This is a genomic window from Brachybacterium sp. AOP43-C2-M15, assembly GCF_052446295.1.
GTDB lineage: Bacteria > Actinomycetota > Actinomycetes > Actinomycetales > Dermabacteraceae > Brachybacterium.
In genome coordinates this window covers 105,271-129,551 of record NZ_JBQSWB010000002.1, presented here as the reverse complement: position 1 = coordinate 129,551, position 24,281 = coordinate 105,271, and the positions used below count along the sequence as shown (strand labels likewise).

The following is a 24,281-nucleotide window of genomic DNA, read 5'->3' as shown; positions in this document are numbered from 1 at the left end:
GACCACCGGACGCGCTCTGCCGGACGTGCTCCGCCGGCCGTGCGCGGCCGGACATGGAGACAGCCCCGGAATGATCCGGGGCTGTGCGCCCGTGGGCTCCCGCAGTTGGATTCGAACCAACAACCCTTCGATTAACAGTCGAATGCTCTGCCGTTGAGCTATGCGGGATCGACCACGACGACTTTAGCAGGAAGGCCGGGCGCTCCGCATCCCGGAACCGGTGCTCACCGGGGACTATGACGAAGGTAACCCGCCATGGCCGTCCGTGCGGAGGGGGTGGCGCCGCGCTCTCAGACTCCGTCGTCGGGCCGCGTGGAGCCGCGGATCAGGAGCTCGGGCACGATCGCGGGCACCTCGGGGGCCGACTCGGCCGGGCCCGGGCTCGCTCCCCCGCGCTCGCGCCTCTCCGCGATCACCCCGAGGAGCCGCGCGGCGCTCACCCTGCCGTACTCGACCGCGGAGCGACCCAGGGCGGTGATCGGAGGGCGGTGGGTGCGGGCCAGCGGCGAGTCCTCGTAGCTCGCCACGGCCACGTCCCCGGGGATGCTCAGACCGGCTTCCGCCAGAACGTGCGATCCGGCCAGCGCCATCTCGTCGCTGTCGAAGACGATCGCGGTGGGCGCGTCGTCGCGGGAGAGCAGCTGCGCGGTGGCGACCTCCGCGCCCTGCGCCCCGAAGCCCGCTCCCTGCAGGACGCCCTGGACGCCGGCGTGGGCGCAGCGCTCCTGGAAGGCGGTGTCGCGCTGGATCGTGTGGAGGAACTCCTCGTCGCCGGCCACGCGGGCGATGCGGCGGTGCCCGATCTCGGCGAGGTGGTCGACCAGCAGCCGGGTGGCGTGCGCGTCGTCGACGTAGACCGCGGGCAGGGCGCCGTGGTGACCGGGGCCGCCGACGACCAGCGCGGGCTGGTCGAGCTCCTCGAGCGCCCGGACCCTCGGATCGTCCCGGCGGAGGTCGACGACGACCACGCCGTCCACGCGGCGTTGGGAGAACCAGCGGCGGAAGGTGTCGATCTCCGCCTCGGGGCTCTCGACGATCTTCATCTGCAGCGCGTAGTCATGGGCGCTGAGCACCTCCTGGAGACCCGCGACGAAGGCCCCGAAGAACGCCTCGTTGCCGAGCACCTCCGCAGGCCGGGCCAGCACCATGCCGACGGTGAGCACGGGGGCGCCCGCGAGGGCGCGCGCGGCCGGGGACGGCTCCCACTGCAGCTCCTCGGCGATGGCCATGATCCGCTGCCGGGTGGCGTCCGAGACGCCCGGCCGGCCGTTCACGGCGAGGGAGACCGCGGCGGAGGTCACGCCCGCGCGGCTCGCGATGTCCGCGATCGTGACGCGCTGACCCCGCCCGCTCCCCCGCGGGCGCGACTGCTTGCTGGCGGTCATCGTCCACCCTCTCCGGTGCCCGCGCGGTTCGCACCCGCACCCATCACTAAAGCGCTATAGTAACAGTCGGTGACGACACGGCCCCCGACCGCCGTCGACCGAGCTCATCATCGCTCGCCGCGCTCGGCACACCCAGCACCGTCCGACGGAAGGACACGATGTCCGCGCTTCCTCCCTCCCCGGCTCCCGTCCGCTCCGAGCGCCCCGGAGCTCCCGTGCGATGCGGCGTGAACTACACGCCTCGCCAGGGGTGGTTCCACTCATGGCTGGATCTCGACCTCGACGCCGTCGGGGAGGACCTCGCCGCGATCGCCTCGCTCGGCGCGGACCACGTGCGGATCTTCCCGCTGTGGCCGCTGCTGCAGCCCAACCGCACGCTGATCCGCCCGCGCGGCCTGGACGACGTGCGCGCCGTCGTCGACGTCGCCGCCGCGGTCGGGCTGGACGTCGTGGTGGACGCGATCCAGGGACACCTGTCGAGCTTCGACTTCGTCCCCAGCTGGCTGGCCTCCTGGCATCGGCGCAACATGTTCACCGATCCCGAGGTCGTCGCGGCCACCGCGGCTCTGGTGCGGGCACTCGCGGATCGCCTGGCGGACGCGCCGAACCTGCTCGGTCTCACGCTGGGCAACGAGGTCAACCAGTTCTCCGCCTCCAACCACCCCGATCCGGATCCGCTCACCGTCCCCCAGGCCGAGACCTGGACCCGGAGCCTGCTGGCCGCGGCGCGCGAGGGCGCGCCGCACGGGATGCACACGGTCGCCAACTACGACGCCGCCTGGTTCATGGACGACCACGCCTTCACCCCCGACCAGTCGGCGACCTGCGGGGAGGCGACCGTGGTCCACTCCTGGATCTTCGACGGCACCGGACAGCGCTACGGGGCGCGCTCCTACGAGGTGGCCCACCGCACCGAGTACTACCTCGAGCTCGCCCGCGGCTTCTCACCGGTCCCCGACCGCCCCCTGTGGCTGCAGGAGGTGGGCGCCCCGCGCAGCATCCTGGAGGAGCGCGACGTGCCGTGGTTCGTGCACAGCACGGTCGAGAACTCGCTGGACTGCCCCGATCTGTGGGGCATCACCTGGTGGTGCTCGCACGACGTCTCCCGCTCCCTCGCGGACTTCCCGCCGCTCGAGCACACCCTGGGGCTGTTCGACGAGGACGGACGACTCAAGAGCGCCGGCGCCGCCTTCCGCGACGCGGTCGCCGCCGCGAAGGAGGCGCCCGCCCCCGCCCCGCGCGGCCGGGGGATCGAGCTGCCGGTGGGGCCGGGGACCCTGCTGCATCGCAGCGCCGCCGCCCCCGGAGGCTCGGTGTTCGAGCAGTGGATGGAGGCCTCTCGCGCGGGCGAACGGCCGACGGTGCACGTGCTGCGCGAGCATGCCGAGCGCACGGTCGCCGGTGACACCCGCACCGGTGGTGCCGCCGCCACTCGGTCACGTGCCTGACCGTCGCTCCCCCGCCGCCCCACGACCTGCATCGATCCAGGTCACGGCGCACCCGTGGTAGATTCCTCCCGGCCCCGCCGCGGGGTCACGGCCCAGTAGCTCAGCCGGTCAGAGCAGCGGACTCATAATCCGTCGGTCGCGGGTTCAAGCCCCGCCTGGGCTACCACGGCGGCATGCACCGACCTGGCTCGCGCCGCCCGCCCCCGTGCGATGGTCGGGACGTGCGATGGTCGGGACGTGCGATGGTCATGACGTCGAAGGAGGCCGATGACGACCGCCGAGGATCCGCTGCCCGCCTATGTGGCGCAGCATGCGGCGCGCGCGCTGGTGGGGCTCCGGCACGTCCGCGGCGAGCTGCCGGTCGGGCTCGTCCATGACACCCGCACCTCCCTGCGCCGGCTGCGCGCCACGGTGCGCACCCTTCCGGCGGCCTTCGTGGAGGCGACGGCGGGCGACGCGGACCTGCGTCGCGTCGCGCTCGCCTTCGGCGGGATCCGCGACGCCGACGTCCTCGCCGAGACCCTGCTGCCCCTGGCCGAGGAGGTCGCGGGGAGGACCGCGGTGCCTCCGCTGAGCACGGCCCTGGCCGAGGAGCTCCGCACGGTCCGCCTCCGCGCGCTCGGGGAGCTCACCGCCGCGGCGCAGGAGGCCGCCTGGGGCCGGACGGTCGGGCAGGTCGAGCAGTGGATCCGGACCCCGCCGGCGCTGCCGACGACGGATACCCGTCGGGTGCTCGACGAGGCACGGGACACGCTGCGCGAGCGGATCGCCGACTCGAGCGGACGACCGAAGGCCCTCCACTCGGCGCGCAAGGCCGCCAAGCGCTGGCGCTATGCGGCCGAGCTGCTGGTCCCGATCGAACCGACCGCCGCCGCGCACCTGGCCGAGGCCGAACCGGTCCAGGCGATGCTCGGAGCCCTGCAGGACACGGTGATCGGCCTCGAGTTCCTGGGCTCCCCCGCGGTCGCCGCGGGTCCGGGCGACGTCGACCCCGCAGCGCTCGGAGCGCTGGAGTCCGCCCTCGCCGACCGGCGGAACATGCTCGTCGATCGTGCGCTGGGGCTGCTGGGAGGAGAGCCTGCTCCGCCGACCAGTACGAGATGATCAGGAGGACGGGCGCGCGTCGAGATAGCGGAGCACGGCCTGGACCCGGCGGCTGGTCTGCTCGTCGCCGGTGAGCTCGAGCTTGTCGAAGATCGCGCTGATCGCCTTCTCCACGGTGGACAGGGAGAGGAACAGCCGCTCGGCGATACCGCGGTTGGACAGGCCCTCCGCCATCGTCTCGAGGACCTCCACCTCGCGCGGCGTCAGGCGCTCCACGCCCTCCCGCCGCTCGGGCGTGCGCAGCAGGGCGCGCACCACGGCGGGGTCGATGACGGTGCCGCCGTCGGCGACCCGCAGCACGGCATCGAGGAAGCTGTCGATCTCGGTGACGCGGTCCTTGAGCAGGTAGCCGATGCCGGGCGTCTCGGCGCCCAGCAGCTCGCTCGCGTACTCGCGGGCGACGTGCTGGGAGAGCACCAGCACCGCGACCTCCGGGTGCTGCTTCTTGATCCGCAGCGCCGCGACCAGGCCCTCGTCGGTATGGGTGGGCGGCATCCGCACGTCCACGATCGCCAGGCGCGGGCGGTGCTCGGCCACCGCGCCGAGCAGCGCCTCGCCGTCCCCGACCGAGGCGAGGACCTCGATGCCCTCGTCCTCGAGCAGGCTGCGCACACCCTCGCGCAGCAGCACCGCGTCGTCGGCCAGGACCACGCTCAGCGGCGCCGTTCGAGGCATCTCACCGGTCCGGTCCTCAGCGGTCCGGTTCACGGCGGACTCTGTCTCAGGAGTCTCGGTCACAGGGGATCTCCATGGTGATGACGGTGGGGCCGCCGGGCGGGCTGTCGACCTCCACGCTACCGTCCAGGGCCGCGACCCGGCGAGCGAGGCCCTGCAGTCCGCCTCCGGCTGGGTCGGCGCCCCCGAGCCCGTCGTCCCGCACGGTCAGTCGGAGGGTGGGGCGCCGCGTCGTGCCCGGCGCGACCACGGCGAGGTCGATGCTGCTCGCCCGGGCATGCTTGACCACGTTGGTGACCGCTTCCCGGGCGACGAAGTACGCGGCCGACTCCACCTGCGACGGGAGCGTCATGGTCACGTCCACCTCCGTGCGTACCGGCAGGGGGCAGGTCTCGGCGATCACGTCCAGGGCGCTGGCCAGTCCGTGCTCGTCGAGCGCCGTCGGATACACCCTCCAGGCGACCTCGCGGACCTCCTGGATGAGGTCCTGGGACTGGCGGTGCGCCTGACCCAGCAGCTCGGCGGAGCGCGCCGGGTCCTCGGCGCGGCGGGCCCGGGCGAGGGCCACCGAGAGGGAGACCACGTTCTGCTGCACGCCGTCGTGCAGATCGCGCTCGATCCGTCGGCGCTCGTCATCGATCGCGAGCACCACCCCGCGTCGCGTGGTGAGCAGACTGCTCATCCGGCTCTCGAGCGCGTCCTCGCGCACCACGGACGTCCAGCGGCCCAGCAGCGTCGCCTGCACCCACGCGGCGCCCTCGGCGTAGAGGGCGGCGGCCAGCAGACAGGCCGGGCCGACGACGATCAGCACCGCGGGGGCCGGGCGGCTGATCACCCAGAAGTCGAATTCGAACCGGACCGGCGAGCCGTAGAAGGATTGGAAGAAGCTGCCCACCACGACCCCGGTGGCCAGCAGCAGCAGATCGAACATGACATAGCCGAGCACCGTCGCGGCCAGTCCGTGCAGCAGCGCTCGACGCCCGCCCAGGAAGTGTCCGTCGTCCTGCGCGAGACGGACCCGGTAGGCGCGGCGCAGGCGGAGCAGCTCCCACCCCCGCACCCGGCGGAAAGGGGCCCGCACGTGCAGCGGCAGCAACAGCGCAGTCAGCACCAGGAGCGGGCCGAGCACCAGCCCGAGCAGCGTGCCGAGCACCTGCCGCACCGCACGCCGCGCGAGCCGGGCAGGCTCGCGCGGCACCTGGATGCCGGAGAGGTCGGGCAGTCGCATGGGGCGGCTCCGTGGGAGTGACGGGCGGAAGGGAGGGGCGGGAGGGGGATCCGCGAGGGGCGGACGCTCGACGGTACCAACGCCGCCCCCCGCTCCAGCAGGGGGCGCTCCCCCCGCGCGGTGACGGTTATCCGCAGGGTTCCTCCGCGGTTCCCCGCGCCGCTGTGCAGGGCCCGCCCCGTTCTGCGCGGCGGCGCCGTCCGCCTAGCGTCGAGGACGCACGGCACCGGGCCGCGCCCCACCCCTCAGGAGTGCACACATGGAATCCGTTCTGCAGCTGGCCGAGGGCCTCATGGCCTCCCCCTGGCTGTTCGTCCTGGTGCTGGCACTCGCGGCGTTCGACGGGATCGCGCCGATCGTGCCGGCCGAGACAGTGGTGATCACGGCCGGTGCCTTCGCGGTCACCGGGGACCCGCACGCGCCGCTGCTGATGCTCGCCGCGTGGGCGGGAGCCCTGCTCGGAGACGTGCTCGCCCACCACATCGGCCGCGGCGCCGGGCCGCTCACCGCCTGGCTGCGCCGCCACCGCAGCAGCGCGGCGGTGGTGGAGCGGACGGAGCAGGCGCTGAGGTCCCGGGGCGGGACGCTGATCATCGCCGCCCGGTTCGTGCCCGGCGGGCGCACGGCCGTGAACGTCACCTCCGGGGCGATCGCCTACCCCCGGGCCCGCTTCGCGCTGTTCTCCGCGATCGCGGCGCTGGCGTGGTCGCTGTACTACGTGGGCATCGGGATGCTCGGCGGCGCGGCCTTCGGACAGGACCCCCTGCTCGGAGTGGCCCTCGGGATCGGGCTGGCCGTGGTGCTGGGCGGCCTGATCGAGCTGGGCCGCTCCCTGCGTCGCCGGCGCGCGCGGTGCACCGGTCCGACGGGAGCGGCTGCGCTCACTCGTCGCCGGAGCGCAGCGCCCGTCGTCTGCCCTGCACCTGCGCGAGACGGCTCATGATCTCCTGATGGCGCTCGACGTCGGAGGGATCGGTGCGCTGCAGGCGCTGCTTGAGCACCGAGTACTCGCGGGTGATGGACAGCTCCGAGAGGCGGTCCAGCAGGGAGTGCGCGAGACGCCCGAGGGACTCCTCCGTGCGTGCCGGGAGGTCCAGGTTCGCGATCTCGACGATCAGCGGGCGCACCGTCTCCCCCGCGATCTCGAGGACCTGCTCGAGATAGCGGGCGGCGTGGAGACGCCCCTCGACGGCGTCCAGCAGCGTCCCTGCGGCGAGCATCACGTCCCACACCCCCTGCAGGGCGGGCACGTGGAAGGAGTCGTCCGGCAGCGAGGCCACCTTCTCGGCGTCCAGCAGCTGCGGCGACTGGAGCATGACCGCGAGCGCCTGCGTCTCGACCTGCCCGACGGGATCTCGCGGGCTGACCACGTCCGCGAGCCGCGCCGTCGCGATCGGCGAGGCCTCCGCCTCCCCACCGGCACCGCCCGGGGCGGCCTGGTCCGTCGGCGCGGACGGTGCGGCCCGGTGCCCGCCGCGGCCCTCGCTGCGGGCGGCGTCGTGCACCGCGCGCAGCACGGTGGACTCGTCCATCCCCAGCCAGCCGGCCAGGCGCCGCGCGTACTCGGGCCGCATGGCCCGGTCCCGGATCCGAGCGACCACCGGGGCGGCCATCCGCAGAGCGGTGACCTGCCCCTCGACGGTGTCGAGGTCGACCTGGGAGATGGCGGTGCGGATCGCGAACTCGAACAGCGGCCGACGGGTGTCGATGAGCTCGCGCACGGCCTGGTCGCCCTGGGCGATCCGCAGCTCGCAGGGGTCCATGCCGCTGGCCTCGACGGCGACGTAGGTCTGGGCGACGAAGCGCTGATCCTCCTCGAAGGCGCGCAGCGCGGCCTTCTGCCCGGCCGCGTCGCCGTCGAAGGTGAAGATCACCTCGCCGGCCAGCCCGCGCCCGTCGGTGCTCAGCCGCAGTCCGGCCGAGGGGTTCGAGTCCCCCATCACCCGGCGCACGATCTTCACGTGCTCGGTGCCGAAGGCCGTGCCGCAGGAGGCGACCGCGGTGGTGACCCCGGCCAGGTGCGCGGCCATCACGTCGGTGTAGCCCTCGACCACCACCACCCGGTGCTGCGAGGAGATCTCCTTGCGCGCGATGTCCAGCCCGTACAGCACGGTGGACTTGTGGTAGATCGCGGTCTCGGGGGTGTTGAGGTACTTCGGGCCCTTGTCGGACTCGAGCAGCCGCCGGGCGCCGAAGCCGATGGTGTTCCCGGTGATGTCGCGGATCGGCCAGACCAGACGGCCCCGGAAGCGGTCGTAGACCCCGCGCTGCCCCTGGGAGACCAGCCCGCTCGCGGTGAGCTCGGCCTCGGTGAACCCGCGCGAGCGCAGCACCCCGGTCAGCGAGTCCCAGCCCTCGGGGGCGAAGCCCACCCCGAAGTGCTCGGCGGCGGCCTGGTCGAAGCCACGCTCGGTGAGGAAGCGGCGTCCGATCTCGGCGGCGGGCGTGCCCAGCTGCTCGCGGAAGTACTCCTCGGCGATCGCATGGGCGTCGATGAGGCGGCGACGGGTGCCGAAGTCGGGCCGATCGCCCGTCCCGTCACCCCCGGCGTCCTCGTAATGGAGCTGGACGCCGTAGCGGCCGGCGAGCATCTCGACCGCCTCGACGAAGCTGAGGTGGTTGATCTTCTGGACGAAGGAGATGACGTCCCCGCCCTCACCGCAGCCGAAGCAGTGCCAGTGGCCCAGCTGCGGGCGGATGTTGAACGACGGCGTCTTCTCGTCGTGGAAGGGGCACAGCCCCTTCATCGACCCGATCCCGGCCGTGCGCAGGGTGACGTGCTCGGAGACCACCTCGTCCAGTCGCGAGCGCTCCCGCACGAGGTCCACGTCGGAGCGTCGGATCAGTCCCTGGGCCACCCGCTCAGAGCTCCGATCCGAGGCCGGGCAGCGGGGTGTCCGCGGCGGTGAGATGGGTGAGGGCGCGGTCGAACAGCACCTCGTGGAGGCGGCGGGCGGTGACGTCGGTGTACGAGGCGATCTGGTCGACGATCACGCGGCGGCGCGCGTCGTCGTCGGCCGCGCCGTGCCAGAGCTCCGCGAACAGGGGGCTGAGGTACTGGGTGCCGGTGTTCCACAGCCGCGAGTAGAGGTCGCGGATGATCTCCTCCTGCGCCTCGTAGACGGGCTGCTGCGAGGCCGAGGACATGACGTAGGCGGCGGCCAGTCCCTTGAGCACCGCGATCTCGAGATGCGTCTGCGCGGGCACCACCACGTCGCCGGCGTACCGCGAGAGCGGGTCCGGTCCGTGGGCGGTGCGGGTGGCGCCGATCGCCGAGCGGGTGAAGCGCCCGATCAGCTGGCTGGCCATGTCCTTCAGCGCGGCGGCGGAGCGCATCGTGCCGGTGAAGGTGTCCATCCAGTACGGCTCCGCCTCGAGGCGGGACAGCGCCTCGTCGAGCGCGTCGATAGGCTCTCCGGGCATGTACCAGTCCTGCACCACGTACAGGGCGGCGGCGCGCTCCATCGGATCGCGCAGGCGCTCGAGGTCGAGGGTGCGCCCGGTGATGGCGTCCTCGATGTCGTGCACCGAGTAGGCGATGTCGTCGGCGAGGTCCATCACCTGCGCCTCGAAGCACTTGCGGCCCTCCACCGCGCCCTGGCGCGCCCACCTGTACACGTCGTGGTCGTCGGCATAGGCACCGAACTTCGGAGAGGTCGGGTCCGGGCCCTCGCCGCGCGCCCAGGGGTACTTGACCGCGGCGTCCACGCTGGCGCGGGTGAGGTTCAGCCCGTAGGGACGGTCCTCGCCGACGACCTTCGGCTCGAGCCGGGTGAGCAGGCGCAGGGTCTGGGCGTTGCCCTCGAAGCCGCCGAAGTCCTCGGCCAGGCGGTCCAGGACCTTCTCGCCGTTGTGTCCGAAGGGCGGGTGTCCGAGGTCGTGGGACAGGCAGGCGGTGTCCACGACGTCGGGGTCGCAGCCGAGCTCCGCGCCGATGTCACGTCCCACCTGGGCGACCTCGAGGGAGTGGGTGAGCCGGGTGCGCACGAAGTCGTCGGCACCGGCGCCGAGCACCTGGGTCTTGGCGCCGAGGCGGCGCAGCGCCGAGGAGTGCAGGACCCGGGCCCGGTCGCGCTGGAACGGGGTGCGGGCCTGGGACTTGGGCGGCTCGGGCATCCACCGCTCCAGATCGTGCGCCGTGTAGCCGCTCGGCGGCCGCGCGTCGGCCGGGAGGGCAGGTCCCGGCGTCCTCGAGAGGGTCATGCGCTCAGCCCCCCGAGGTGTCGAGCTCGGCCTCGTGGAGGCGGGTGGCGTGCGCGTCGCTCAGCTCCCGCGAGGACATCCATCCCTCGGGGACGACGGCCCTCTTCGGGGTGCCGGCGCGGCCGCGAGGACCCTCGACGGCGGCTCCCGGGTAGGGGCTGGAGTGGTCCAGCTCGGCGATCTTGGCGTCGAGATCGGCGAGGGACTCCATGGTCGCCAGGCGGTGGCGCATCTCGCCGCCGACGGGATAGCCCTTGAAGTACCAGGCGACGTGCTTGCGCAGGTCCCGCAGCGCGCGCCCCTCGTCCTCGAAGAACTCGACGAGCAGCTCGGCGTGGCGGCGGAGGATCTGCGCGACCTCGCCCAGGGTGGGCCGCACCCGGTCGGGCCTCCCGGCGAAGCCGGCGGCGAGATCCGCGAACAGCCACGGGCGCCCCTGGCAGCCTCGGCCCACCACGACGCCGTCGCAGCCGGTCCGCTCCATCATCTCCAGCGCGTCCTCGGCGGACCAGATGTCCCCGTTGCCGAGCACGGGGATGTCGGTGACCAGCTCCTTGAGCTCGCCGATCGCGTCCCACCGGGCAGTGCCGGAGTAGTGCTGGACGACGGTGCGCCCGTGCAGCGCGATCGCTGCGGCGCCGACCTCCTGGGCGATCAGCCCGGCGTCGCGGTAGGTCTGGTGGTCCTCGTCGATGCCGATGCGGGTCTTGACGGTGACGGGGACCTCGGGCCCTGCCGCCTCGACGGCACCCTCCACGATGCGGGTGAACAGCTCCGTCTTCCACGGAAGCACCCCGCCGCCCCCGCGGCGGGTGACCTTGGGGACGGGGCAGCCGAAGTTCAGATCGATGTGGTCGGCGAGGTCGCGCTCGCGGATCATCTCCACGGCGCGACGCACCGTGGCGGGGTCCACGCCGTACAGCTGCACGGAGCGCGGGGTCTCGCGCTCCCCCATCGTGACGAGGCGCCAGGACTCCCGGTGGTCCTCGACCAGGGCGCGGGTGGTGACCATCTCGGAGACGTACAGGCCGCCGTCGTGCTGGCTGTGCAGCGCGCCGAACTCGCGGCACAGCAGCCGGAAGGCCATGTTGGTGATCCCCGCCATCGGGGCGAGCACGACAGGGGTGTCGATCGTGTGCGGGCCGATGGTGAGGGTGCGACGGGACGCGCCGGCGTTCACGGCGGGCGCGGCGGTCGGGGCGTCGAGAAGGGTCATCGCCCTGATTGTCCCACCTGGCCCCTGCTCCCGGGAGGGGAGTCGGGGGTGATGTGCATCGGGAGGGACTGTGGAGGACCGGTCGCACCGTCCTCTCCGCTCACAGCGGAGCGCCGGGTGCCCGACCTCGCGGGTGCGTAGGCTCGGACCATGGACGGGACCGTCGAGCCGCTGCTGCGCGAACTGATCGGATCGCTCCTGCGCGCCGAGCGCAGACGCCAGGGGCGCACGCTCGCCGCCGTCGCCGCGCAGGCCGGGATGAGCATGCAGCACCTCTCGGACGTCGAGCGGGGACGCAAGGACCCCTCCTCCGAGATGCTCGCCGCGATCACCGGCGCCCTCGACTGGAGGCTCCAGGAGCTGCTGCACGAGGCCCTCGACCCCATGGTCGACGGCGCCGCGGTCGCGGCCCGGGGCGCGGAACGCGACTCAGCGCTCGCCGCCCCGACGTCCGACGAGCGCGACCGGCGCCGGGAGCACCTGCAGGTGCACGACCACCTGCAGATGCACGGCCACCAGCGGGCCCGGCCCACGGCCGGCCCGCTCACCCTCCTGTCGGCCGCCTGAGAAGCACCTCGTCGGCCAGCCCGTAGGCCACGGTCGCCTCGGCGTCCAGCACCTGCTCCCGCTCCAGGTCCCGACGCACCTGCTCGAGCGGCCGCCCCGAGTGCTCGGCGATGAGGGTCTCGAGCGCCCTGCGCACGCGCTGCACCTCCTCGGTGGCGAGGATGAGATCGGGGATCGCACCGCGGCCCTGGGCCTCGAGGGGATGCAGCACCACGCGCGTGTGCGGCAGGACCGTGCGCAGGCCGGGCGTGCCGGCGGCGAGGAGCACCACGGGGGCGGCGACGGCCTGGCCCACGCAGGTGACCGCCACGCGGCTGCGCACGTAGGCGAGCGTGTCGTAGATCGCGAGCACCGCCTGGGCGTCGCCGCCGCTCGAATGGAGATAGAGATGGATGGGCGCCTCGGACGACTCGTTCTCGAGGTGGAGGATCTGGGCGATGACGGTGTTGGCGACGCCGTCGTCGATCGGCGTGCCGAGGTAGATGATGCGGTCGGACAGCAGTCTCGAGTAGACGTCGGCCGAGCGCTCCACGCCGGTGCGGGTGCGCTCGATGACGCTGGGGATGGTGTAGCTGCTCATCGGGGATCGTCCTCCGGGTCGTCCGCGGGGCTCGGAGCGGGACCGCCCAGAGCGATTCGTCGAGGGCCGCCGCCGTCCGCCCCCAGCGGGAGGATCTCCTCGAGGGAGGTGACCACGCGGTCGCAGAAGCCGTACTCCACGGCGTCCGCCGCCTCCCAGATCCGGTCCCGGTCGGAGTCCCGGGCGATGGTCTCCTCGCTCTGGCCGGTCCGTTCGGCGGTGAGGCGGATGAGCAGGTCGCGGCCGCGACGGAGGTCCTCGGCCTGCAGCTCGATGTCCGCGGCACTGCCTCCGAACCCGGCCGAGCCCTGATGCATGAGCACCCGTCCGTGGGGCAGGATCAGGCGTTTGCCGGGCGTCCCGTGGGTGAGCAGGAACTGCCCGGCGCTGTAGGCCATGCCCAGCGCCACGGTGCGCACGTCGCAGGGGACGAGATCGATCAGGTCCCCGATGGCGAGCATCGCGGGGACCAGACCGCCCGGGGAGTTGATCAGCAGCGTGATGTCCTGCCGGGGGTCCTCGGCGGCCAGCATCAGCAGCTGGGCGCCGAGCTGGGCACCGTTGTCCTGGTCCAGCTCTCGATCGAGCAGCAGCACCCGGTGATGGAGCAGCCGGGTCGCGGTGAGCGTCCCGAAGGGAGGGGACGAGCCGGTCTCGGAGGGCTCGGCGAGGTGCGGTGGGGAGGGGCGTCGTGTCATCGATGGGGTCATGGACCCAGCCTCGACCTCCACGAGCGCCGACGGGCCGTTCTCCGTCGTGGGCTGATCAGCGCACAGCGGGGCGGTGTGCACCCGCGGAGCGCGCGGACGGGGCACGGGCGAGGGCCGGGGCGGGCTCCGGGACGGGGACCGTGCGGTGCCCGGGCAGTTGGTCCCGAGCAGGAGGCCGGGGCCGGAGGACAATGGACGCAGCGACGCTCCCCGTTCCCCTCCCCCGCGCCGCTCGGCCCCCGTCGAAGGAGAGTGGGATGTCCGCCTCAGCCTCACCGTCACGTCCAGCGTCCTCGGCGCCTCCGGTCCCCGCCGGCCGGCGGACCCCGCGCATCGGCTTCGTCAGCCAGGTGGAGCACACCGGCATCGCGGACCGCACCGGCATCGCGGAGCACACCGGCATCGTGGACCACCCCGGCGACCACGCCGGCGATCACCAGGGCGTCGCGGTCGACGCGCCCGCGCTCTCGAGCTCCGGGCTCGACGAGGGCCGGTCGACCTTCGTCGCCGCCGAGGAGCTCGGGTTCGACGTGGGCTATGTGCGCGTGCGCCACCTCCAGGACGCCCTCGCCTCCCCGCTGCTCTTCCTCGCCGCCGTCGGCCGGAGCACCCACCGGATCGAGCTCGGCACCGCGGTGATCCCCCTGCGCTTCGAGAACGCGGGACGGCTCGCGGAGGACCTCGCGACCGCGGACCTGCTCACGGGTGGGCGTCTGCGTCCCGGCGTCGGCTCCGGCTACTCGGCCCATGACGCGATGTACGCGCGCGCCTTCGGCGCCCTCCGCGACGAGCGCGCGCAGCACGTGGACCGGGTGCTGCACGACCTGGTCTCCCTGCTGGACGGCGAGATCGTGGCGGGCGCCGACGAGCATGTCGAGGGGGTCGAGCGCGGGTCGCCGCTGCGGGTCCGCCCGCAGTCGCCCGGGGTGCGATCGCGCCTCGCCTACGGTGCGGCGGGCCCCCGGCGAGCGGCGCTGGCCGGTCGGCTCGGTCTGGGTCTGCAGCTCGCGACGATGGCGCCGGACGACGGGTCCGGGCGATCCTTCGAGCAGCTGCAGCTCGAGGCGCTGGAGGCCTACCGGGAGGCCTCGGCAGCGGCCGGCTTCGGAGAGGGCCACGTGATGGTCAGCCGGCAGATGATGCCGGTGGAGAGCGAGGCGGAGCTCGAGCGCTTCGTCTCGCTGCTCCCGCGGGAGCGGGCCGCCGCTCCGGGCGTCGTGGCCGAGCACCATGGGCGAGAGATCGGAGGGCACGACGCGGTGTTCAGCTCGATCGTGCTCGACGAGCCCTCCAGCGTCGCCCGGGCGCTGAGCGCGGACCCGGTGGTGCGGGCCGCCGACGAGATCGTGCTGGTCCTCCCCGTCGGGGCCCCGCCCTCCGACCAGCGGTCGATGCTCGGGACCTTCGCACGCCGGGTGGTGCCGGAGCTGCTCGGCGCGATCGCCTGAGCGCGGGGGCGGCCGCCCGCGACACCCCTGGATCCTCAGCCGCCGACGAGCCGCCGCCGCGCCGCCGGATCGACCAGCACCGTCACGTTGTCGCTGATCTGCTCGGCGGTGCCGACCCCGGCAGGCAGCGCACGCACCTGCGGGTCCCGGAGGCGGGCGAGCAGCCCTGCGGCCTGGCCCCCGCGGATCCCGATGTGCGGGCGGTCGAAGAAGGGCTCGGTCACCGGGTCCAGGGTCGGCAGCCCTTGCGCCCCCTGGCTCGCCGCGAGCTGCTCGGCGGCCACGGCGAGGGCCGTCTGCCGCGTGCGCCAGTCGCGCGCGCCGAGCACCTCGCCGAGGGCGCCTCTCAGAGCCTCACCGCCGGGCAGGGCCGCCGCCGAGCGGGCCAGCCACTTCCCGTACGGCGCCCACCGACCGTGCAGCAGATGGGCCAGGTGCAGCATCGTGCGCACGTGCCTGGCCGCGATCACCGCGGAGCCGTCCTCGTCGCCGCGCAGCCCGGCGCGGCCCACGTCCGGGAACTCCTGGCCGAGGCGGTGCCAGTCCGCGGCCAGCGCGTACAGCCACACGTCCCGCGGGTACCACGCCAATCGTTCCCGGATCGCGGTGAGCACGCCCGGATCGTCCCGGAACACGGGCCCCGCGGTGACCTCGAGGGCCGCCTGTCCCGTCAGCTGCAGCCAGTCCTCCACGGCGAAGGGCTCGGCCCCGCCGAGGCGCTCCGGCGCGATCCCGAGCCGGGAGGCGGCGAAGTCCGCGGCGGAGGCGACCTCGACCCGTTGGCGCACGACGGGGTCCCAGGTGGTCGCGAACCGGGTGGGCTCGCCCTCCCAGCTCTCGGGCAGCTCCCGCTCGAGAAGGGCATCGATCTCCTCGGCGGCCCCGCCCTCGACGAGCAGGGTGAGCCGCAGCCCCCAGTCGTGGTCGCGGGACTGAGAATCGTCGAACCCGAGCACGTCGGACCCGGAGCCGAGCCGCGCCGCGGCATGTGCGAGGCCGGGCAGTGCGCGGTCCAGCAGCGGTGCGACCACCTGCTCGTGGTAGGCGACGGAGAGCTCGAGGCCGGTGACGCTGGTCATGAGTGGAACTCTCCCACGTCGCCGACCGCGGCACCCTGAGCCCGGTGAGGACGTCCGGCTCGCCCCGTCCCGCCGCACGGGGCCGTCGGCCCCCGCGGCGGTGGCCCGCTCAGGCGCCGAGCAGCCGGGCGGCGAGGTAGGACTCGACCTGGTCCAGCGCCACCCGCTCCTGCGCCATGGAGTCCCGTTCCCGGATGGTGACGGACTGGTCCTCGGCGGTCTCGAAGTCGACCGTGATGCAGAACGGGGTGCCGATCTCGTCCTGGCGGCGGTAGCGGCGGCCGATGGCCTGGGTGACGTCCATGTCGACGTTCCAGTGCGTGCGCAGCCGCGCGGCGAGCTCCTCGGCGCGGGGCACGAGGTCCTCGCTCTTGGACAGCGGAAGCACGGCGGCCTTGATCGGGGCGAGTCGCGGATCGAGCTTGAGCACGGTGCGCTTGTCGACCCCGCCCTTGGCGTTGGGGGCCTCGTCCTCGGTGTAGGCGTCCACCAGGAACGCCATCATCGAGCGGGTCAGGCCGAAGCTGGGCTCGATGACGTACGGGGTGTAGCGCTCGTTGGCGGCCTGGTCGAAGTACTGCATCTTGGTGCCCGAGCCGTCGGTGTGGCTGGTGAGGTCGAAGTCGGTGCGGTTGGCGATGCCCATCAGCTCGCCCCACTCGCTGCCCTGGAAGCCGAAGCGGTACTCGAGGTCGATGGTGCCGGCGCTGTAGTGGGCGCGCTCGCCCTCGGGCACGTCGAAGCGACGCAGGTTGTCCTCGTCGATGCCGAGGTCGAGGAACCAGTTCCAGCAGGCCTCGACCCATTCCTGGAAATGCTGGTCCGCCTCCGCCGGCGGGGTGAAGAACTCGATCTCCATCTGCTCGAACTCGCGGGTGCGGAAGATGAAGTTGCCGGGGGTGATCTCGTTGCGGAACGCCTTGCCGACCTGGCCGATCCCGAAGGGGGGCTTCTGCCGGGTGGCGGTGACGACGTTGAGGAAGTTCACGAAGATGCCCTGGGCGGTCTCGGGGCGCAGGTACGCGAGGCCGGACTCGTTCGAGACGGCGCCGAGGTAGGTCTTCATCAGACCCGAGAACTCCTGCGGGTCGGTGAACTCGCCGCGGGTGCCGCAGTTGGGGCAGGCGATCTCGGCCATGCCGCCCTCGGGGGCTCGGCCCTTCTTCGCCGCGAAGGCCTCCAGCAGGTGGTCCTCACGGAAGCGGTTGTGGCAGCTCTTGCACTCCACCAGCGGGTCCGTGAAGGTGTCGACGTGGCCGGAGGCCTGCCACACCTGGCGGGGCAGGATGATCGAGGAGTCCAGGCCCACCATGTCGCCGCGGGACTGCACGAAGGTGCGCCACCACTGCTTCTTGATGTTCTCCTTGAGCTCCACGCCCAGGGGCCCGTAGTCCCAGGCGGAGCGGGTGCCGCCGTAGATCTCACCGGCCGGGAACACGAAGCCGCGCTTCTTGGCGAGGGCGATGACGTTGTCCAGCGTGCTGGCGGGGGCCTTGGCCACGGGGATTCTCCTGGTGACGGTGCGGTATCAGAACCTCTCCAGCATAGTCATCGTCGGCCTGTGAGCGTCCCCACGTCGGAGCCTCTGCGACGGTCCCCGACTTGCACGACCCTCAGGCACTCGTGAGAATGATTGTCATGTCGTTCGCCTCGCGCCCCACTCGCCGCACCCTGCTCGCCGCCGTCGGACTCGGCGCCGGCGCCGCCGTCCTGTCCGCCTGCGGGGAGGGCGGAGCGTCGGAGGGGGACGGACTGAGGGTCGTGACCTCGGCATACCCGCTCGCCTTCCTCGTCGCGCGGGTGGGCGGCGAGCACGTCGCCCTGACCGATCTCACCACCCCGGGAGCGGACGCCCACGGGCTCGAGCTCTCCGTCAAGCAGACGATGACCGTCGAGCAGGCGGACCTCGTGCTGCAGATCCCCGGCTTCCAGACGGCGCTGGACGACGCGATCTCCACCCAGGACGGCGAGAACGTGCTCGATGTCTCCTCCGTGATCGAGCTGCTGCCCGCCAGCGCGGCCGGCGAGCACGAGGACCACGGCGGGGAGGGCGAGGAGGAGCACGCCGAGCACGAGGACGAGGGTGAGGAGGGTGACGAGGGAGAGGAGCACGACCACGGGCCCGACGACCCCCACTTCTGGCACGACCCGCTGCTGATGGCCGACCTGGCCGACGCCCTCGCCGCGCGTCTGGGCGAGCTCTCCCCGGACGCCGCGGAGGAGTTCACCGAGGCCGCGTCCGCGCTGCGCGGCGAGCTCGAGGAGCTGGACGTCGAGCTCGAGGAGTCCTTCGGTGCCGCGGACGCCGCGGCGGGCGGGCGGCGCACCTTCATCACCAGCCACGCCGCCTACACCTACCTCGCCGAGCGCTACGGGCTCCACCAGGTCGGGATCACCGGCGTGGACCCCGAGACCGAGCCCTCCCCGCAGCGTCTGCTCGCCCTCGAGCAGGTCGTGCAGGAGGAGGGCGTCACCACCGTCTTCTTCGAGACGAGCGCCTCCCCGAAGGTCGCCCAGACCCTCGCGCAGAACCTCGGGATCGACAGCGCCGAGCTCGACAACCTCGAGACCCGGCAGTCCGAGGACGCCGATTACGCTCAGGTCATGAGGAGCAATCGCGACGCCCTGGTGGAGAGCTGGGCATGAGCACCGGGCACGAGCCCGTCGTCGAGGTCCGCGGGGCCTCCGTCTCCCGGGGCGGACAGCGGGTCCTGCACGACGTCGACCTGCGCATCGTGCCCGGTGAGCTGGTGGCGCTGCTGGGGGCCAACGGCTCCGGCAAGTCGACGCTGCTGCGCGCCGTGGTCGGGGTGCTGCCGCTGGAGGCCGGGACCGCCCGCCTCTTCGGCCGGTCCGTGCGGCAGGGCATCGCCCACGACCGTCTGGGCTACGTGCCGCAGGACTCGACAGAGGCCGGCTCGATCCCCGCCACCGCCCGCGAGACCGTCGCGAGCGGTCTGCTGAGCGCCCGGTCCTGGCGGCCCAGGAGCCGGGACCCCCGTGTCGAGGAGGCGCTCGGGGCCGTGGGGATGGCGGATCTCGCCGGTCGGCCCATCACCCGCATGTCCGGGGGGCAGCGTCGCCGGGTCATGATCGCCCGCGCCCTGGTCCGCGCCCCGGAGCTGCTGGTGCTGGACGAGCCGTTCTCCGGCGTGGACCTGCCCACCCAGGAGCTCATCGCCGGTCTCTTCCGCGAGCTCTCGGCCGCGGGCACCACGATCCTCGTCGTCCTCCACGAGACCGGGCCGCTGGCGGGCGACATCCGGCGCGCCGTGGAGCTCGACCACGGCCGCGTGGTCCACGACGGCGCGGAGAGCGAGCGCCCGCGTCTGGACCCGGGCCACGACCACCCTGAGGACGCCGCCCCGCTCGACGAATGCCTGGGACAGGAGATCCACCCCCTATGATCTCGCCGATCGACCTCCTCACCTCCGACCTGCTGCGCTATCCGCTGATCATCGCGGTGCTCATCGGCCTGACCGCCCCCGTGGTCGGCACCTATCTGGTGCAGAAGCGGCTCTCGCTGCTGGGCGACGGGCTCGGGCACGTGGCCCTGACCGGTGTCGCGGTCGGCTGGCTGGTCGGGGCATGGATCACCGCCACCCCGGCGGACCTGCTCGCGATCCCCGGCGCCCTGGCCGCCTCCGTGATCGGCGCCGTGCTCATCGAGTACGTGCGCGAGGTCAGCCACACCAGCCGCGACGTCGCGCTGGCGATCCTCTTCTACGGCGGCATCGCCGGCGGCGTGGTGATCATCCAGCTCGCCGGCGGCACCTCCCAGAACCTCATGGGCTATCTCTTCGGCTCGCTGTCCACGGTCACCGGTCTCGACACCGTCATCTCCCTCGTGCTCGCCGTGGTGGTGCTGGCGATCGGGGTGGGCCTGGCCGGCCTGCTGGCCGCGGTCACCGCCGACGACGAGTTCGCGCGCGCCTCCGGCCTGCCGGTGCGGACGGTCAACGTGCTGATCGCCGTGATGGCGGCGCTGACCGTCACCCTCTCGATGCGGATCGTCGGCGCGCTGATGGTCTCGGCGCTGATGATCGTCCCGGTCGCCGCCGCCCAGCACCTCGTGGTGGGCTTCACCCGCACCATGCGCACCGCGATGGTGATCGCCGTGGCGTGCTCGCTGGGCGGGCTGCTGATCACGGTGTACGTCGACCTTCCGCCGGGCGGCGTGATCGTGCTGCTGACCATCGCCGTGTACGTCCTCGGACTGCTCGCGCGCTCGCTGCGCACCGCCCGCCCGACGACCGCACCCGGCGGCCCGGGCCCCGCCCGCGCGGGCGTGGCACCCGCCCGCGCACGTGCGACGCCCCACGAGTGATGGAGGTCCCGCCGGCGGTGGGCGACAATGGCGGCATGCAACGGAACACCCGCCAGCGCTCCGCGATCCTCGAGACGCTCTCGCGGCAGGACGACTTCCGCTCCGCCCAGCAGATCCACGAGCAGATGCGGGCCGACGGCGAGACCGTGGGCCTGGCGACCGTGTACCGCAACCTGCAGGCGCTCTCGCGATCGGGGCGGCTGGACGTGCTGGTGGCGGGGGACGGCGAGTCCCTCTACCGTCAGTGCGAGGACACCGGGCATCACCATCACCTGGTGTGCCGCGAGTGCGGTCGCACCGTCGAGTTCCTGGCCCCCAGGCTCGAGGCGTCGATGACGGCGATCGCCCACGAGCACGACTTCACCGACGTCGACCACACCCTGGAGGTCTTCGGCCTGTGCGCCGACCACTCGGGCATCGACGCCTCCGCCGGCGCCGACGGGGACTCCGGGCGCGGGGACGGGGCCGACGCACGATGATGCAGTGGGTCCAGGATCTGCCGCTGCTGCCGGCCGTGGCGTTCCTGTACGTGGTGATCTGGTGCCGCGCCGGCGGCACGTACCTGCTCGGCCGGGGTGCCCGTCGGGCTGCGCACCGCGGGCGGGTCGCCGCCTTCCTCGACTCCCCCGGGGTGGCGCGGGCCACCGATCTCGTGAACCGCTGGGGGGCGTGGGTCGTCGCGCTGAGCTTCCTCACCGTCGGCTTCCAGACCGCCGCCAACGCCGCCGCCGGGCTGACCGGGATGCCGGCGAGGCGCTACCTCCCGGCCCTCGCGGTCGGTGGTCTGGCCTGGTCGGTCATCTACGCCACCGTGGGACTGGTGGCCGTCGGCGCCTGGTTCCAGCTGTTCCTCGTCTCGCCCGCCGGCGCCGTCGCCGTGGCCGCGCTGGCCGTGGTGCTGATCGCGGTGCTGCTGCGGCACCGCCGTCGCAGGGGGCGCTCGACGGCCGAGGGCTCCTCGCAGGAGACCTCCGCCGACGTCCCGGCCGCGGCGGCCCCGCTGGTGCTCGCGGCCGAGCAGTCCGAGGTCCTGGGCCGCTCCGGGCAGGCAGGACCCGGCGAGCAGGGCGCGGATCAGCGCTCGGTCGGCTGACCGTCCGGCGCGTCCACCGCTGCTCCGTACCGTCGGTCCCGGCGCGCGTACTCGGTGATCGCGCGCCACAGCACCACGCGGTCCACGTCCGGCCACAGCTCGGGCACGAAGACCAGCTCGGCATAGGCGGCGTGCCAGAGCAGGAAGTTCGATGTCCGCTGCTCGCCGCTGGTGCGCAGGAACAGGTCCACGTCAGGCATGTCGGGATCATCCAGGTGGCGTGAGAAGCTCCGGGCGGTGATCCCCTTCGGGCTGAGCGTCCCGGCCCGGGCCTGCTCGGCGATCTCCCGGACCGCGTCGACGATCTCCGCTCGCCCGCCGTGGTTCACGCACATGTAGAGCGTCATGCGGGTGTTGCCGCGCGTGAGCTCCTCGGCCTCCCTCAGCTCCTTGATCACGCTGCCCCAGAGACGCTGCTCGCGGCCGATCCACACGATCCGCACCCCCCACGCGTTCAACGTGTCGCGCTGGCGGCGCAGCACGGAGCGGGAGAAGCCCATGAGGAACCGCACCTCGTCCGGGGAGCGCTTCCAGTTCTCGGTGGAGAAGGCGTACGCCGACAGATGGGTCACGCCGATCTGGAGGGCTCCGGCGACCACGTCCAGCAGCGCCGCCTCGCCCGCCTCGTGCCCTGCGGTGCGGGGCAGCCCTCTCCGGTTCGCCCAGCGCCCGTTGCCGTCCATCACCACGGCCACGTGCCCCGGGACGGTGGGGGCGGGCAGCTGCGGGGGCCGTGCCCCGCTGGGATGCGGGGACGGCTCCTGGTAGCCGTGACGGGCTGGACCGGGCATCGGGTCCTCCTGGTCGGTGTCGTCGGTGTCGTCGGTGTCGTCGATGTGGTCGATGGCTTCGGTGGCGTCTGTGGCGCGGTCTCCGCCGGGCCGCGCTCTCAGCGCTCTACATACTGCAGGGAGCGCACGGACCGCTCGAGGTGCCAGGTCACCGTGTCGGTGATCAGTCGTCCCGCTTCCTGCATGACGGTCTCGTCGGCGGTCAGCACGTTCTCCCAGTCGCCGGCGAGCAGGAAGATCATGTGCTCGATCGCGGACTGGCGCACGGCGATCGCGCCGGGCCGACGGCAGGAGGTGCACACCAGGCCGCCGGCGCGGATGTCGAGGGCGTGGTGAGGTCCTTCCGCGCCGCAGGCGGCGCAGACCCGCAGCTCGGGCGCCCAGCCCGAGACGGCGAGGGTGCGCAGCAGGAAGGAGTCCAGCACCAGCGCAGGGGCGATCCTGCCCTCCCCCATCGAGCGCAGCGCCCCGACCAGCATCAGGAACCCGCCCTGATGAGGATCGACGACCTCGTCGGTGAGTCGGTCGGTGGTCTCCAGCATCGCGCTGGCGGCGGTGAAACGGCTGTAGTCGGCGCTGATGCCCACGGCGAAGGCCTCGATCGTGACCACCTGGGTCACGGTGTGCAGGCTCTTGCCGGCGTGGAGCTGCACGTCCACGAGGTTGAAGGGCTCGAGCCGCGCGCCGAAGCGGCTGCCGGTGCGGCGCACGCCCTTGGCGACCGCGCGCACCTTGCCGTGGCGGCGGGTGAGCAGCGTGATGATGCGATCGGCCTCGCCCAGCGGGTGGGTGCGCAGGACGATCGCATCGTCGCGGTAGAGCTTCTGCTGCATGGTGCACCGAGCCTACGGCGGCGGGGAGACGCCGTGCCGCAGGCCCGCGCGGTGTCGGGCAGGAACTCCGTCACGCGGACGTGCGCGGGACGGCCACGAGACGGCTCGGGGCGATTCCGGACGGCCCACCGAGCGGTCGGCAGGAGGGTCCGACGCAGCGCGGCACGGCATGATGGGTCGCATCATCCGTCGTGCCGTGCCCGTCGCGGCGCTCGACCAGAGGGAGGCAGGGCATGGGGATCTTCTCGATGCTGCGCCGTGACGAATCGGCCAGGACCACCGCGCGCGAGGCCATGAAGGAGGCGCGCCGGGGCGGGGACGCCCCGTCCGGCGGTGCGCTCGACCGCGCGGTGACGATGATCCGCGACATCGGCCTGGACGGGAAGCTCACCTACGCCTCAGCCGCGGACACCGCCCGCCGGGCGCAGCGCGGTCGGGGGAAGAGGCGACCCGAGGTCGCGGTGCGCCGGATCGTGCGCCGTCATCGCCGAGGGGTGACCGCCGGCGGGTTCCTCACCGGGCTCGGCGGCTTCGTCACCCTGCCGGTGCTGCTGCCCACCAACGTGCTCGAGTTCTATGTGCAGTCCACCCGGATGGTGGGCGCGATCGCGGCGGTGAACGGCCACGACCTCGAGGACGAGGAGGTGCGGGTCCGGGTGCTGGCCGCCCTGGTCGGCGAGGAGTCCGGGGACGTGCTCAGGAACGTCGGCCTCGGGCCGGTCGCCGGCGCCGCGGCCCGCGGCGTCGCCGGGAAGCTGCCCGCGAATCCCCAGTCCGAGCTCGTGAGCGCGATCGGCGGACGCCTGGTGCGCCGCTTCGGGCTGCGCTCGGTGCGCCTGTTCGGCAAGGCGATCCCGGGCCTCGGCGGGGTGGTCGGCGCCCTCTCGGATCGCAAGCAGCTGAACCGCATCGCGGCGGCGGCGACGAAGGGCTTCCCGCCGGCTGCGTGATGCGGGTCTTCGCCGCACTGCGCCCCGCACCGGCGGCGCTCGAGCACCTGGACTCCGCCCTCGCGAGCGTGCGGTGCGGGGACGGGACCGGGCTCCGCCTCGTCGATCCCGAGCAGCGGCATCTGACCCTCGCCTTCCGGGCGGACCTGCCCGAGGGTGCGCTGCCCGAGACCCTCGACCGGCTCGCCGCGGTCGCGGCGTGCCACGAGCCCCTCACCCTGCACCTCAGCGGGGCGGGAGCGTTCCGCGGCCGCACGCTGTGGATCGGTGTCGGGGGCGAGACCGGGGCCCTCTCGTCGCTCCTGGACGAGGACCTCCTGGAGGAGCGGGGCCGCGAACGACGACGCGCCCATCTCACCGTCGCGCGCGTCTCCGCCCGCGCTCCCCGAGCGCCTCGTCGACGTCGCCGCGACCGGACCCCGCCGCCGGATCCCACCCGGCGGCGTCTGGACGACGCGGTGCGGGCGCTGTCGGTGTACCGAGGGCCGAGCTGGCCGGCGGAGGAGATCGAGCTGGTCTCCTCGCGGCTCGGCGAGGGCCGCGGCGGCGGCCCGCGACACGAGGTCCTCGCGAGCGTCCCGCTGGGCGGCTGAGGGACCGGCGCCCGGGCGGGTCGGCGTCCCTGGTAACAGTGCCCCTGGCAA

The 24,281-nt window shown here is 73.2% G+C and carries 24 protein-coding genes and 2 tRNA genes; 13 read left to right on the top strand and 13 right to left on the bottom strand.

All coding sequences use genetic code 11. The features are described 5' to 3' along the window. Positions 1-96: 96 nt before the first annotated feature. Together ACT3SP_RS02575 and ACT3SP_RS02570 are read right to left on the bottom strand one after the other, a co-directional pair. Positions 97-168 (bottom strand) — tRNA-Asn (locus ACT3SP_RS02575). A 122-nt stretch (positions 169-290) separates the two neighbouring features. After that, positions 291-1,385 carry a LacI family DNA-binding transcriptional regulator gene (locus tag ACT3SP_RS02570; protein ID WP_444585671.1) on the bottom strand — a complete coding sequence of 365 codons (1,095 nt, stop codon included), beginning with the start codon at positions 1,383-1,385 and terminating at the stop codon, positions 291-293. A 227-nt stretch (positions 1,386-1,612) separates the two neighbouring features. Here ACT3SP_RS02570 and ACT3SP_RS02565 point away from each other — a divergent pair, with 227 nt between their 5' ends. The 3 genes from ACT3SP_RS02565 to ACT3SP_RS02555 all read left to right on the top strand — a co-directional run bounded on the left by ACT3SP_RS02565 (position 1,613) and on the right by ACT3SP_RS02555 (position 3,937). Beyond that, on the top strand, positions 1,613-2,833 hold the full coding sequence (locus ACT3SP_RS02565) for a glycoside hydrolase 5 family protein (RefSeq protein WP_444585670.1): 1,221 nt from the start codon (positions 1,613-1,615) through the stop codon (positions 2,831-2,833). A gap of 89 nt (positions 2,834-2,922) precedes the next feature. Beyond that, a tRNA-Ile gene (locus ACT3SP_RS02560) sits at positions 2,923-2,999 on the top strand. Positions 3,000-3,100: 101 nt separating this feature from the next. Beyond that, on the top strand, positions 3,101-3,937 hold the full coding sequence (locus tag ACT3SP_RS02555; RefSeq protein WP_444585669.1) for a CHAD domain-containing protein: 837 nt from the start codon (positions 3,101-3,103) through the stop codon (positions 3,935-3,937). Here the strand turns inward: ACT3SP_RS02555 and ACT3SP_RS02550 are convergent, their stop codons facing one another. Beyond that, entirely contained in the window at positions 3,938-4,675 is a 738-nt protein-coding gene (locus ACT3SP_RS02550) for a response regulator (RefSeq protein ID WP_444585668.1), read from the bottom strand. Next, a complete protein-coding gene (locus ACT3SP_RS02545) occupies positions 4,659-5,840 on the bottom strand; it encodes a sensor histidine kinase (RefSeq protein ID WP_444585667.1) in 1,182 nt (393 codons plus the stop codon). The genes ACT3SP_RS02550 and ACT3SP_RS02545 overlap by 17 nt, the downstream gene beginning before the upstream one ends. Positions 5,841-6,099: 259 nt before the next feature. On the opposite strand from ACT3SP_RS02545, the gene ACT3SP_RS02540 reads away from it, so the two are divergent. Continuing rightward, entirely contained in the window at positions 6,100-6,783 is a 684-nt protein-coding gene (locus ACT3SP_RS02540; RefSeq protein ID WP_444585666.1) for a DedA family protein, read from the top strand. Here the strand turns inward: ACT3SP_RS02540 and dnaG are convergent. Genes dnaG through dusB form a run of 3 tightly spaced genes read right to left on the bottom strand, consistent with a single transcriptional unit; the run spans position 6,722 to position 11,259 of the window. After that, on the bottom strand, positions 6,722-8,698 hold the full coding sequence (gene dnaG, locus ACT3SP_RS02535; RefSeq protein ID WP_444585665.1) for a DNA primase: 1,977 nt from the start codon (positions 8,696-8,698) through the stop codon (positions 6,722-6,724). The two genes, ACT3SP_RS02540 and dnaG, sit on opposite strands and share 62 nt — an antisense overlap. Positions 8,699-8,702: 4 nt before the next feature. Next, the gene (locus ACT3SP_RS02530) at positions 8,703-10,043 is read right to left on the bottom strand and encodes a deoxyguanosinetriphosphate triphosphohydrolase (protein ID WP_444585664.1); all 1,341 of its coding nucleotides are present in this window, start codon (positions 10,041-10,043) and stop codon (positions 8,703-8,705) included. A gap of 4 nt (positions 10,044-10,047) precedes the next feature. Then, positions 10,048-11,259, bottom strand: a complete 1,212-nt coding sequence (dusB, locus tag ACT3SP_RS02525) for a tRNA dihydrouridine synthase DusB (protein ID WP_444585663.1) — start codon at positions 11,257-11,259, stop codon at positions 10,048-10,050. A gap of 150 nt (positions 11,260-11,409) precedes the next feature. Between dusB and ACT3SP_RS02520 the strand changes: the two genes are divergently transcribed. Then, positions 11,410-11,826: a helix-turn-helix domain-containing protein gene (locus tag ACT3SP_RS02520; protein ID WP_444585662.1), complete on the top strand. Its 417-nt coding sequence runs from the start codon at positions 11,410-11,412 to the stop codon at positions 11,824-11,826. Here ACT3SP_RS02520 and ACT3SP_RS02515 read toward each other — a convergent pair. Both ACT3SP_RS02515 and ACT3SP_RS02510 read right to left on the bottom strand, forming a co-directional pair. After that, complete coding sequence (locus ACT3SP_RS02515; RefSeq protein WP_444585661.1) at positions 11,804-12,406, bottom strand: ClpP family protease; 603 nt, start codon at positions 12,404-12,406, stop codon at positions 11,804-11,806. The genes ACT3SP_RS02520 and ACT3SP_RS02515 overlap by 23 nt on opposite strands. Beyond that, the gene (locus ACT3SP_RS02510) at positions 12,403-13,116 is read right to left on the bottom strand and encodes a ClpP family protease (protein WP_444585660.1); all 714 of its coding nucleotides are present in this window, start codon (positions 13,114-13,116) and stop codon (positions 12,403-12,405) included. Before ACT3SP_RS02510 ends, ACT3SP_RS02515 begins: the two co-directional genes overlap by 4 nt. Before the next feature lie 257 nt (positions 13,117-13,373). Here ACT3SP_RS02510 and ACT3SP_RS02505 point away from each other — a divergent pair, with 257 nt between their 5' ends. After that, positions 13,374-14,564: an LLM class flavin-dependent oxidoreductase gene (locus tag ACT3SP_RS02505; RefSeq protein WP_444585659.1), complete on the top strand. Its 1,191-nt coding sequence runs from the start codon at positions 13,374-13,376 to the stop codon at positions 14,562-14,564. A gap of 35 nt (positions 14,565-14,599) precedes the next feature. On the opposite strand, the gene ACT3SP_RS02500 is transcribed toward ACT3SP_RS02505, so the two are convergent. Next, positions 14,600-15,643, bottom strand: coding sequence for a DUF4037 domain-containing protein (locus ACT3SP_RS02500; protein WP_444585658.1), 1,044 nt, complete (start codon positions 15,641-15,643; stop codon positions 14,600-14,602). Positions 15,644-15,752: 109 nt separating this feature from the next. Further along, positions 15,753-17,144, bottom strand: a complete 1,392-nt coding sequence (locus ACT3SP_RS02495) for a glycine--tRNA ligase (RefSeq protein WP_444585657.1) — start codon at positions 17,142-17,144, stop codon at positions 15,753-15,755. A gap of 137 nt (positions 17,145-17,281) precedes the next feature. Between ACT3SP_RS02495 and ACT3SP_RS02490 the strand changes: the two genes are divergently transcribed. The 5 genes from ACT3SP_RS02490 to ACT3SP_RS02470 are packed head-to-tail and all read left to right on the top strand — an operon-like array spanning position 17,282 to position 21,063. Next, positions 17,282-18,289 (top strand): metal ABC transporter substrate-binding protein, encoded by a 1,008-nt coding sequence (locus tag ACT3SP_RS02490; protein WP_444585656.1) that lies wholly within the window; start codon positions 17,282-17,284, stop codon positions 18,287-18,289. After that, positions 18,286-19,050 carry a metal ABC transporter ATP-binding protein gene (locus tag ACT3SP_RS02485; RefSeq protein ID WP_444585655.1) on the top strand — a complete coding sequence of 255 codons (765 nt, stop codon included), beginning with the start codon at positions 18,286-18,288 and terminating at the stop codon, positions 19,048-19,050. The genes ACT3SP_RS02490 and ACT3SP_RS02485 overlap by 4 nt, the downstream gene beginning before the upstream one ends. Beyond that, a complete protein-coding gene (locus ACT3SP_RS02480; protein WP_444585654.1) occupies positions 19,047-19,970 on the top strand; it encodes a metal ABC transporter permease in 924 nt (307 codons plus the stop codon). The genes ACT3SP_RS02485 and ACT3SP_RS02480 overlap by 4 nt, the downstream gene beginning before the upstream one ends. 35 nt (positions 19,971-20,005) lie before the next feature. Then, complete coding sequence (locus ACT3SP_RS02475) at positions 20,006-20,449, top strand: Fur family transcriptional regulator (protein ID WP_444585653.1); 444 nt, start codon at positions 20,006-20,008, stop codon at positions 20,447-20,449. Beyond that, the gene (locus ACT3SP_RS02470; protein ID WP_444585652.1) at positions 20,446-21,063 is read left to right on the top strand and encodes a DedA family protein; all 618 of its coding nucleotides are present in this window, start codon (positions 20,446-20,448) and stop codon (positions 21,061-21,063) included. Before ACT3SP_RS02475 ends, ACT3SP_RS02470 begins: the two co-directional genes overlap by 4 nt. Here the strand turns inward: ACT3SP_RS02470 and ACT3SP_RS02465 are convergent. Next, positions 21,045-21,854 carry an isoprenyl transferase gene (locus ACT3SP_RS02465; protein WP_444585651.1) on the bottom strand — a complete coding sequence of 270 codons (810 nt, stop codon included), beginning with the start codon at positions 21,852-21,854 and terminating at the stop codon, positions 21,045-21,047. The genes ACT3SP_RS02470 and ACT3SP_RS02465 overlap by 19 nt on opposite strands. Before the next feature lie 98 nt (positions 21,855-21,952). Continuing rightward, positions 21,953-22,687, bottom strand: a complete 735-nt coding sequence (recO, locus tag ACT3SP_RS02460) for a DNA repair protein RecO (protein ID WP_444585650.1) — start codon at positions 22,685-22,687, stop codon at positions 21,953-21,955. A gap of 233 nt (positions 22,688-22,920) precedes the next feature. Here recO and ACT3SP_RS02455 point away from each other — a divergent pair, with 233 nt between their 5' ends. Further along, a complete protein-coding gene (locus ACT3SP_RS02455) occupies positions 22,921-23,637 on the top strand; it encodes an EcsC family protein (RefSeq protein ID WP_444585649.1) in 717 nt (238 codons plus the stop codon). Then, complete coding sequence (gene thpR / locus ACT3SP_RS02450; RefSeq protein ID WP_444585648.1) at positions 23,637-24,230, top strand: RNA 2',3'-cyclic phosphodiesterase; 594 nt, start codon at positions 23,637-23,639, stop codon at positions 24,228-24,230. The genes ACT3SP_RS02455 and thpR overlap by 1 nt, the downstream gene beginning before the upstream one ends. Positions 24,231-24,281 lie beyond the last annotated feature (51 nt).

Bases quoted from the DNA above. Each gene is read 5' to 3' on its own strand.
- ACT3SP_RS02570 (WP_444585671.1), bottom strand. From the start codon at position 1,385: ATGACCGCCAGCAAGCAGTCGCGCCCGCGGGGGAGCGGGCGGGGTCAG.
- recO (WP_444585650.1), bottom strand. From the start codon at position 22,687: ATGCAGCAGAAGCTCTACCGCGACGATGCGATCGTCCTGCGCACCCAC.
- dusB (WP_444585663.1), bottom strand. From the start codon at position 11,259: ATGACCCTTCTCGACGCCCCGACCGCCGCGCCCGCCGTGAACGCCGGC.
- ACT3SP_RS02505 (WP_444585659.1), top strand. From the start codon at position 13,374: ATGTCCGCCTCAGCCTCACCGTCACGTCCAGCGTCCTCGGCGCCTCCG.
- ACT3SP_RS02510 (WP_444585660.1), bottom strand. From the start codon at position 13,116: ATGACCCCATCGATGACACGACGCCCCTCCCCACCGCACCTCGCCGAG.
- ACT3SP_RS02500 (WP_444585658.1), bottom strand. From the start codon at position 15,643: ATGACCAGCGTCACCGGCCTCGAGCTCTCCGTCGCCTACCACGAGCAG.
- ACT3SP_RS02490 (WP_444585656.1), top strand. From the start codon at position 17,282: ATGTCGTTCGCCTCGCGCCCCACTCGCCGCACCCTGCTCGCCGCCGTC.
- ACT3SP_RS02485 (WP_444585655.1), top strand. From the start codon at position 18,286: ATGAGCACCGGGCACGAGCCCGTCGTCGAGGTCCGCGGGGCCTCCGTC.
- ACT3SP_RS02480 (WP_444585654.1), top strand. From the start codon at position 19,047: ATGATCTCGCCGATCGACCTCCTCACCTCCGACCTGCTGCGCTATCCG.
- ACT3SP_RS02520 (WP_444585662.1), top strand. From the start codon at position 11,410: ATGGACGGGACCGTCGAGCCGCTGCTGCGCGAACTGATCGGATCGCTC.
- ACT3SP_RS02530 (WP_444585664.1), bottom strand. From the start codon at position 10,043: ATGACCCTCTCGAGGACGCCGGGACCTGCCCTCCCGGCCGACGCGCGG.
- ACT3SP_RS02470 (WP_444585652.1), top strand. From the start codon at position 20,446: ATGATGCAGTGGGTCCAGGATCTGCCGCTGCTGCCGGCCGTGGCGTTC.
- ACT3SP_RS02475 (WP_444585653.1), top strand. From the start codon at position 20,006: ATGCAACGGAACACCCGCCAGCGCTCCGCGATCCTCGAGACGCTCTCG.
- ACT3SP_RS02545 (WP_444585667.1), bottom strand. From the start codon at position 5,840: ATGCGACTGCCCGACCTCTCCGGCATCCAGGTGCCGCGCGAGCCTGCC.
- ACT3SP_RS02465 (WP_444585651.1), bottom strand. From the start codon at position 21,854: ATGCCCGGTCCAGCCCGTCACGGCTACCAGGAGCCGTCCCCGCATCCC.
- ACT3SP_RS02555 (WP_444585669.1), top strand. From the start codon at position 3,101: ATGACGACCGCCGAGGATCCGCTGCCCGCCTATGTGGCGCAGCATGCG.
- thpR (WP_444585648.1), top strand. From the start codon at position 23,637: ATGCGGGTCTTCGCCGCACTGCGCCCCGCACCGGCGGCGCTCGAGCAC.
- ACT3SP_RS02515 (WP_444585661.1), bottom strand. From the start codon at position 12,406: ATGAGCAGCTACACCATCCCCAGCGTCATCGAGCGCACCCGCACCGGC.
- ACT3SP_RS02455 (WP_444585649.1), top strand. From the start codon at position 22,921: ATGGGGATCTTCTCGATGCTGCGCCGTGACGAATCGGCCAGGACCACC.
- ACT3SP_RS02540 (WP_444585666.1), top strand. From the start codon at position 6,100: ATGGAATCCGTTCTGCAGCTGGCCGAGGGCCTCATGGCCTCCCCCTGG.